General features: G+C 71.5%; 6 protein-coding genes. All 6 read left to right on the top strand.

All coding sequences use genetic code 11. The features are described from left to right. Nucleotides 1-381: 381 nt before the first annotated feature. Nucleotides 382-1,392, top strand: coding sequence for an endolytic transglycosylase MltG (gene mltG / locus D455_RS0125205; RefSeq protein WP_017573442.1), 1,011 nt, complete (start codon nt 382-384; stop codon nt 1,390-1,392). 10 nt (nt 1,393-1,402) lie between these two features. Further along, nucleotides 1,403-2,239, top strand: coding sequence for a shikimate dehydrogenase (locus tag D455_RS0125210; RefSeq protein ID WP_017573443.1), 837 nt, complete (start codon nt 1,403-1,405; stop codon nt 2,237-2,239). A gap of 362 nt (nt 2,240-2,601) precedes the next feature. Then, nucleotides 2,602-3,168: a translation initiation factor IF-3 gene (gene infC / locus D455_RS0125215; protein ID WP_338037835.1), complete on the top strand. Its 567-nt coding sequence runs from the start codon at nt 2,602-2,604 to the stop codon at nt 3,166-3,168. A 180-nt stretch (nt 3,169-3,348) separates the two neighbouring features. Then, nucleotides 3,349-3,546 carry a 50S ribosomal protein L35 gene (rpmI, locus tag D455_RS0125220; protein WP_017573445.1) on the top strand — a complete coding sequence of 66 codons (198 nt, stop codon included), beginning with the start codon at nt 3,349-3,351 and terminating at the stop codon, nt 3,544-3,546. 157 nt (nt 3,547-3,703) lie between these two features. Next, entirely contained in the window at nt 3,704-4,075 is a 372-nt protein-coding gene (rplT, locus tag D455_RS0125225) for a 50S ribosomal protein L20 (protein ID WP_026122963.1), read from the top strand. 11 nt (nt 4,076-4,086) lie between these two features. Continuing rightward, the gene (locus tag D455_RS0125230) at nt 4,087-4,935 is read left to right on the top strand and encodes a TrmH family RNA methyltransferase (RefSeq protein ID WP_026122964.1); all 849 of its coding nucleotides are present in this window, start codon (nt 4,087-4,089) and stop codon (nt 4,933-4,935) included. Nucleotides 4,936-5,597: the final 662 nt, after the last annotated feature.

Raw genomic sequence — 5,597 nt, forward strand, 5'->3', positions numbered from 1 at the left:
CCGTGGGGGGCGCCGCAGGAAGGGCGCCCCCGTCGACGACGTTCCGCCGGAGCCGGAGGTCCCGGAGAAGGACGACGATGCCTACTCCGAGGAGACTCCGGAGGAGGCCCCCGAGGAGGAGCCCGAGCCCCGTCCCCGCCGTTCCCGCCGCGCGCCCGCGGCCGACGACGCGCCCTCGGGCCGTCGCGGCGGNNNNGAGGCCGTCGGGAGGAACCGGAGCCGGAGCCGGAGGAGGAGCCCGAGGAGTACGAGGAGCCCAACCTCGCCGACATCGCCGAGGCCTACGGCGGCGGTCGCCGCAGCCGTAAGAAGGCCAAGGAGCTCAAGAGGGCCCGCGCCAACGCGGGCAAGGGCGGCAGGAAGCGCCGCAAGAGCAAGGGCATGGTCATCGCCCTGGTCCTGCTCCTGCTCCTGATCGTCGCGGGCGGCTACTTCGTCGTCCGCACCTACTTCCTCCCTGCCGACTTCGAGGGTCAGGGCAGCGGCGAGGTCACCTTCGTCATCGAGAGCGGCGACGCGGGCGCGGTCGTGGGGAACAACCTCGTCGACGCCGGTGTCGTGGCCAGCACGGACGCCTTCCTCTCCGCTCTGGAGGAGTCCGGCGGCGGACTGGTCCCCGGCACCTACTCCCTGGCCCGGGAGATGAGCGCCGAGGCCGCCGTGGACGCGCTGCTCGACCCGTCCAGCCGCGTCGGCGCGAGCGTCACCGTCCGGGAGGGGCTGCGCACGTCCGAGATCTTCGAGGAGATCGCCGGGCAGACCGACGTCAGCGTCGACCAGCTGAACGAGGCCTACGCCCAGACCGACGAGCTGGAACTGCCCGAGTACGCCACCGAGGGCCCCGAGGGCTACCTGTTCCCGTCCACCTACCGTTTCGACCCGGGCACCGACGCCATGTCGATCATCCAGACCATGCTGACCCAGCACACCCGGGTCGCGGAGGAGGTCAACCTGGAGAGCCAGGCCTCCGAAATGGGCTTCGACGCCAACGAGGTCATGGCGATCGCCTCCATCGTCCAGGCCGAGAGCGGTCGTGAGGAGGACATGCCCCTGATCTCGGCGGTCGTGCACAACCGCCTGGCCGAGGGATGGCCGCTCGAAATGGACAGCACGTGCTTCTACGAGCTCGGTACCCACGGTCTCGCGCTGACCGAGGAGCAGCAGACCGCCTGTAAGAACGACCCGGGGGACTACGGCACCTACGGCAGGGTCGGGCTGCCCGTCGGCCCGTTCGTGGCACCCGGGCAGTCCGCTATCGAGGCCGCCCTGGAACCGGCCGACGTGGACTACATGTTCTTCGCACTGGTCAACCCCGAGACCGGTGAGACCGGCTTCTCCACCACCCTGGAGGAGCACAACCAGATGGTGGCCGAGAACCAGGCCGAATGGTAGGGAGGGTGACATGGGGCTGGTACGCGCCGCGGTCCTGGGCTCACCGGTGGCCCACTCGCTCTCACCGGTCCTGCACACCGCCGCCTACACCGCGATGGGCCTGGACGACTGGTCCTACGGTCTGCGCGAGTGCGGCGAGGAGGAGCTCGCGCCCTTCCTCGCCGGACTCGGCGAGGAGTGGGCCGGGCTGTCCCTGACCATGCCGCTCAAGCGTCGCGCCCTGGAGCTGGCCGACACGGTCACCGACCTGGCACGCCAGGTGGGCGGCGCCAACACCCTGGTCCGCGGGGGCGGTGCGTGGCACGCCCACAACACCGACGTCGTCGGGATCGCCGAAGCCCTGGCCGAGACCGGGGTGGAGGCCCCGCGCAGCGCGGTCGTCCTGGGAGCCGGGGCCACCGCGGCCTCCGCGCTCGCGGCCCTGCGCAGCCTCGGGCTGACCTCGCCGGTCACCGTGCTGGCCCGCGACACCGCACGTACCGGAGAGGTGGCCGCCGCCGCGCGTCGGCTGGGCCACCCGCTGGAGGTCGCGCCCCTCGCGGACCTGGACGCCCACCTGGACGTGGACCTGGTGGTCTCCTCCCTGCCCTCGGGCGCGGCCGACCACCACGCCGACCGGCTCGCCGCCTCGCGCGCCGACCTGTTCGACGTCGTCTACTCGCCCTGGCCCACCCGCGCCGCCGAGGCCGTCGCCGGGCGCGGCGGTCGTGTGGTCGGCGGTTTCCCCATGCTCCTGCACCAGGCCGTCGCACAGGTCCGCGTGATGACCGGCGCCGAGGAGGTGCCGGTGGAGGCCATGCGCGAGGCGGGGGAGGCGGAGTTGGCCCGCCGTGCCGCGCTGGTGTGAGCACGACCGCGCGAGCGCGCCGGCCCGGGCGGACGCGCGCGGGTCGAACGGGTGTCGACCCCTGGTATGATGAGGTATCGACTTGATCCGGTGTGTTCCACACCGGAGCCGCAAGCGGAGATGATCCTCCCACCTGCCGGGTACGGCTCGCGCAGGTTCCGGCCCGGCGATCGAGTGCGTCGCGCTCTGTTCACCGAGCATCCCCGGAAGGGGTGCGCGGTGCGCGTGTGCACGCCCCGTCGGGAATACCCGGTCGGATCACCCCGCTTGCATACGCTGGCGGGGTTTCGCTGTATGTGGACCCCGACACGACCAGGTAATCGACAAAGCTAGGGAGGGGTCCCATCAGCGCCGAGCCCCGCATCAATGACCGCATCCGGGTGCCCGAGGTCCGTCTCGTCGGACCCAACGGTGAACAGGTCGGAATCGTCTCCGTGCAGGACGCCCTGCGTCTGGCCCAGGAGGCCGACCTCGACCTGGTCGAGGTCGCCCCGACCGCGCGCCCGCCGGTCGCCAAGCTGATGGACTACGGCAAGTTCAAGTACGAGTCCGCGGTCAAGGCCCGCGAGTCGCGCAAGAACCAGTCGAACACGATCATCAAGGAGATCAAGCTCCGCCCGAAGATCGACCCGCACGACTACGAGACCAAGAAGGGTCACGTGGTGCGGTTCCTCAAGAGCGGGGACAAGGTCAAGGTGACGATCATGTTCCGCGGCCGTGAGCAGTCCCGGCCCGAACTGGGCCGACGCCTGCTGGCACGGCTGGCCGAGGACGTCCAGGATCTTGGCACCGTGGAGTCGCAGCCCAAGCAGGACGGCCGCAACATGGTCATGGTGATCGGCCCGCACAAGCGGCGGTCCGAGCACAAGGCCGAGGCCCGCGCCGCGGCGGGGGACAAGTCCCGCCGCGAACAGCGCTCGGGCGCCTAGCGACGGGAATGTCCCCCACCGCCCGGTCGCCGCGAGAGGGCCGGGTGGTGGGAAGGGCTGTGCCCGCACGGCCCGGATGCGTCGCAGCGGCACGCTGGGGGTCCCGCCGCAACAGCGGAAGAACCGTGTCATCCGTCCTCGGACGCGTGACACTCCGACCGATGAGGAGACGACGGCGACATGCCGAAGAAGAACAAGACCCACAGTGGGGCCAAGGACCGCTTCAAGGTCACCGGCTCCGGCAAGATCATGCGCCGCCGTGCCAACAAGAACCACATCCTTGAGCACAAGACCTCCAAGCGCAAGCGCAAGCTGAGCAACGAGGCGGTGCTCTCTCCCGCGGACACCAAGAGCATGCGCAAGCTGCTCGGCAAGTAGTCCTGAAACCCTCCCCCTCCCCGGAAGCGCCCGCGCGCCGGTAACCCCGGCACGGTGACGGCCCCCGGGAGGAAACCACCCAAGCAACACGGTCACCGGGCTGAGCCGGGCCGGTCGGCGCGCCGCGCGCGCCGGAAGAGACAACGAGGGAGTTCCAGTGGCACGCGTGAAGCGAGCTCTCAACGCCAAGAAGAAGCGCAAGGTCGTCCTCGACCGGGCCAGCGGCTACCGCGGGCAGCGCTCGCGCCTGTACCGCAAGGCCAAGGAGCAGATGCTCCACTCGATGACCTACTCCTACCGGGACCGCAAGGACCGCAAGGGGCAGTTCCGTCGTCTGTGGATCCAGCGCATCAACGCCGCCTCCCGCGCCCACGGCCTGACCTACAACCGCTTCATGCAGGGTCTGAAGCTGGCCGGCGTCGAGGTCGACCGCCGCATGCTCGCCGAGCTGGCGGTCAACGACGACGCCGCCTTCGCCAGCCTGGTGGAGACGGCCAAGAAGGCCCTCCCCGCCGAGGCCGCGGCCTAGGCGAGCGAGTGATGGCGAGCCACGAGTTCACGAGCATCCGCTCACCCAGGATCAAGGGAGTTCGGCGGCTCGCCAAGCGGACCTTCCGCCAGCGCGAGCGGCGTTTCCTCGCCGAGGGCCCGCAGGCGGTGCGTGAGGCCCTGGCCGCGGCGGCCGGTGTCGACGGGCGGTCCCACCACGGTGGGACCGCCCCGCGCGTCGTCGAGGTCTACGCCACGGCGGAGGCCATGCAACGCCACATCGACCTGGTGGACGCCGCCCGCGCGGCGGACGTCCCCACCCACCGGGTCAGCCTGGACGTGATGTCGGAGCTGGCCCAGACCGTGACCCCGCAGGGGATCATCGCGGTCTGCGGATTCGTCGACGTCCCCCTGGACGAGGTCGGCGACGTCCGCCTCGCCGCCGTGCTCTCCCACGTCCGGGATCCGGGCAACGCCGGCACGGTGCTGCGCACCGCCGACGCGGCCGGTGCCGACGTCGTGATCTTCACCGACGCCTCCGTCGACCCCTACAACGGCAAGTGCGTGCGTGCCTCCGCCGGAAGCCTGTTCCACCTGCCCGTGGTCGTGGGCGTCCCGGTGGCGCGCGCGGTCGACTTCCTGCGCGACGCGGGCGCGCGCGTGTGGGCGGCCGACGGAAGCGGCCCGAGCGACCTGCACACCGTCGCCGACGAGGGCGACCTGGACGGCCCGGTCGGCTGGGTGTTCGGCAACGAGGCCTGGGGGCTGCCCGAGGAGACCGTCGCCCTGACCGACGGCGCGGTCAGCGTCCCCATCTACGGCGGGGCCGAAAGCCTGAATCTGGCCACGGCCGCCGCGGTCTGTCTGTACACCACCGCGCGGCAGCAGCGGCGCTCCTGACCCCTCTCCGTCCGCCCAGTTCACAGCCTGCACCATCACTCTCCGTGGTGGGTCGGGTGTGCCCATGGGCCCTCCCGCGGGCACCCGCGCACGGGTGTCCCCGCGGATTCCGGGCGCCCTGTTCATCCGAAATGCACGTGCACCGGGACCGGGTGCCGCTAGGCTCGTGACCGAGGGATCGCGGAAGGTCGATGCGCGTCGCGCGTAGGTCCCCGTGGGCCTACCCGTGTCACGGGTGGGGCGCTGCGTCCACCCTGCCCGACCGGCAGGCTTGACGACACCGCGTGAACACGTTCCGCGCTCGGACATCGGCGATCCCCGTTCCCGGGTGGCGGGTCGCCAGGGGAGGGCTTGTACGCTCATCTGCCGTCGGGTGCCCGATCCCGGGCCGCGAGGCGTACCAGGTGGAAGTGCAGGGTAAACAACCTGCGGTGGTGTCCACGGGCGTTTGGCGGGCACGACCGGTCAGCGGTCCTCGGCCCAGGAGCTGTGGTCGTGGACCTTCAAGGGGAGCGGGGAGAGGCGTGGGCAGCGGCCGGAAGGTGGAGCACCCGGCGGAGGACTCGGGCGAGGGGACCGCGCACCCCCCGGACGACCCCGGGCACGGGGCCGCCCCGGCCGCCGACGAACCCGCCGAGGACGCGCCCGCCATCGGCTCCCGC

The sequence above is a fragment of the Nocardiopsis halotolerans DSM 44410 genome (assembly GCF_000341065.1).
Lineage (GTDB): Bacteria > Actinomycetota > Actinomycetes > Streptosporangiales > Streptosporangiaceae > Nocardiopsis > Nocardiopsis halotolerans.